The sequence below is a fragment of the Kitasatospora sp. NPDC047058 genome, assembly GCF_040643935.1.
GTDB lineage: Bacteria > Actinomycetota > Actinomycetes > Streptomycetales > Streptomycetaceae > Kitasatospora.
In genome coordinates this window covers 1-2,803 of sequence record NZ_JBEYVJ010000648.1, presented here as the reverse complement: position 1 = coordinate 2,803, position 2,803 = coordinate 1, and the positions used below count along the sequence as shown (strand labels likewise).

Annotated in this window: 3 protein-coding genes and 1 pseudogene; all 4 read right to left on the bottom strand. The window is 68.5% G+C overall.

The window, feature by feature from the left end; genetic code table 11:
* Positions 1 to 602, bottom strand: a 602-nt coding sequence (locus tag ABZ885_RS38765; RefSeq protein ID WP_360199545.1) for a hypothetical protein, incomplete at its 3' end; no start/stop codon positions are given.
* A 335-nt stretch (positions 603 to 937) separates the two neighbouring features.
* On the bottom strand, positions 938 to 1,705 hold the full coding sequence (locus ABZ885_RS38760) for a transposase (protein WP_360199543.1): 768 nt from the start codon (positions 1,703 to 1,705) through the stop codon (positions 938 to 940).
* A 7-nt stretch (positions 1,706 to 1,712) separates the two neighbouring features.
* The gene (locus ABZ885_RS38755) at positions 1,713 to 2,054 is read right to left on the bottom strand and encodes a hypothetical protein (protein WP_360199541.1); all 342 of its coding nucleotides are present in this window, start codon (positions 2,052 to 2,054) and stop codon (positions 1,713 to 1,715) included.
* 110 nt (positions 2,055 to 2,164) lie between these two features.
* A pseudogene (locus tag ABZ885_RS38750) lies at positions 2,165 to 2,707 on the bottom strand (helix-turn-helix domain-containing protein); the annotation flags it as partial.
* Positions 2,708 to 2,803 lie beyond the last annotated feature (96 nt).

The following is a 2,803-nucleotide window of genomic DNA, read 5'->3' as shown; positions in this document are numbered from 1 at the left end:
GTGAGGTCGAGGGATTCCATCGCCAGAACGGCGACGGAAAGCTCGATGCCGTACATATGGGCCGGATCCGCCGGATCGAATGCCGGAGGTGCGCGCAGTCGGATTTCGGTGACCAGGTACTCACCGGCTTCCCGGAGATCCTCGACCGTCGCCAGGTCGTGCCGGTGCATGAATTCGTCGAGGTCGATGAAAGGGACCTGCGCGCGGAAGTCGTCCAGCGTGGCGATGTCGTCGACGATGCGCGTCACCACCGATTCCACGCCCCCCACGTCGAGCTCGGCGACCAGGTCGATCTGGACGCGGGCGAGCAGGTCGGCCCAGACGGGCTCGTGCGTCACGGTCAGCCGCAGGTCGTCCCTGACGTAGCTCGGCACGGTCCGGCTGAGGTCGCCGGTGACCCGCCGAACCGGGAAGAACGGCTGCTGCAGCACGATCTCGCGGACCCGGACGTCCGCGACCCGGTCGATGCGGGCGAAGGCGAGTTCATGAGTCGCGTTGATCAGGGTGAGAACCCCGGTGCGGTCGCCTGCCGGCGCCAGGACGGCCCCGAGGCGCCCGGGGTCGCTCAGCGCGAGCAATGCGGTGTCGGAGAACGTACCCATGGTCGCGATACTTCCCGCCGTTCCCTGGAGTGCCGTACGGACGCTCAGCTGCGGGCCCCATTAGAGCAGAGCCGCGGCTGATTTCCGGCTATCCGTAGACGAATTGGTGTGGCGAGTCGCAGGGCGGAGGGTCTCCTTTCAAAAATTGGAATATGGAAAGGTTGTCATTCATGTGAAGAGTGCCATTGCGACCTGGACCGTGCCCTGTTCGCGGATGCCTGCGGCTTCGATCGCCCGTCGCCGGGCCGCGTACGGTGCGTCGTGGCTAAGGGTTGTCCCGTAATTGACCTTGAGTGGTTTCGGGGCAGGGGTGGTCGACCGTTGGTCGGGCTCGGCTACCCGGCCTGGAGGAGGTTGTGGAGGCGGGCGATGCCGAGCACGGCGTGGTGGACGCCGTCGCCCTTGAGGCGGCAGTCGCGCAGGATCTTCCAGGTCTTCATCCGGGCGAAGACGTGCTCGACGCGGGCGCGGACCTGCTTGTGGTCGTGGTTGTGCTCGGCCTGCCAGTCGGTCAGTTCGCCGCCTCGGGGCCGACGGTGCGGGATGACGAGGCCGGTTCCGGGGTAGCCGCCGTCGGCGATCGTGGTGGTCCTGCCGACGGCGGCCTTGGCGCCGGACTCCTCCCATGCCTTGCAGTCGTTGCGGTTGCCCGGCAAGGGTGTGCCGACTGCGACGATCAGGCGGGTGTGGGCGTCGACGACGACCTGGTGGTTGGTGGAGTAGCGGTAGTTCTTCGACTGCGCGGCGATCGTGTGGTCGCGGGTGGGGACCAGGGTCCCGTCTACGATCAGCACAGTGTCTTTGCTGAAACGGCGGCGGGGCTTGAGCGCGAGCAGCGGTCCGATGTGGTCGATGATGCGGTCGGCCGCCGACTTGGACACGCCGAACAGTGGCGCGAGTTGCCGCAGTGTCAGGTTCGTCCGCCAGTAGGCCGCGACCAGCAGGACCCGGTCCTCCAGCGGCAGGCTCCAGGGCCTGCCCGGCCTGACGGTGTCGGCGCCCTCGCGATGCAGCAGCGTCATCAGCTTGCGGAAGTCTCGCGGGCTCAGCCCGGTGAACGGGGCTATCCAGGACGACTCCGACGCCGTGATCACACCAGCCATGCCAAGATCATTCCACGGCCCCAGGATCCTCCTGTGCGTAGGCCGCCCGGCAGCGTTGGACCTGCTCGGTGACCTGCTCCATGAACCAGCGCATGATCTCGTAGGGGATGACGTGCTCGTCATGGCTGTGGATGTGAATGGTCGGTTCCAGAGTCGGATCCTCGTCGGGGACGAACGCCGCCAGAAAGCCAACCCCGTGCGTATGAGTCGGTCTACCGGGGATCTCGGCCCACGATGCTGGCGCTGGCACGGCCTCGCTCAGCTCCAGGGTCCAGGCGTCGTCAGGTCCCGCGTAGAAGGACAGGACGGCGTAGTAACGGCCCGCGTGTTCTCTCAGCTCTGCTGGCATGTCCGCAGGCTGCCATAGCCGTCGGGCCGAAGTCGCGCGGATATCCGGCCGAGGACCCCGCTCCCCGGAGCCTCAGCCACGCGACTCAACCAGCGGTTACGGGACAACCCTTAGGCGGGAACGGAGCCCGTATCGCCGGCGGCCGGATCCGGGGCGCGGAAGGTGCGACGGTACGCCGACGGGGCGACTCCGGCCTCCGCCGCGAGGTGCCGCCGTAGCGAGGTGGCGGTGGCGAATCCGACCTCGTGGGCGACGCGTTCCACCGGCAGATCGCTGGACTCCAGCAGGTGCCGGGCCCGCCGCAGCCGCTGCGAGGTCAGCCAGCGGCCGGGGCTCAGACCGGTCTCCTCCTTGAAGCGCCGGGTGAAGGTACGGGTGCTCATCGCCGCGTGCGCGGCCAACTCGTCCAGCGACAGCGGCAGTTCAAGTCGCTGCAAGGCCCAGTCGCGGGTCGGCCCGGTGCCGGTTGCGCCCGTCGGCGGCAGTGGCCGCTCGATGTACTGTGCCTGCCCGCCGTCCCGGTACGGCGGCATGACGCAGAAGCGGGCGACCTGGTTGGCGACCTCGGTGCCGTGGTCCTGGCGCAGCATGTGCAGGCAGACGTCGAAGCCGCTGGCCGCCCCCGCCGAGGTCAACACGTCACCGTGGTCGACGTGGTCGGCGGTGACGTCTACTACGGCGTCGGGGCCGCCGCCGGGGCGCCGGGCGAGCTCTGGGTGAAGGCGACGGACGTCGTGTGGCGGGCCAAG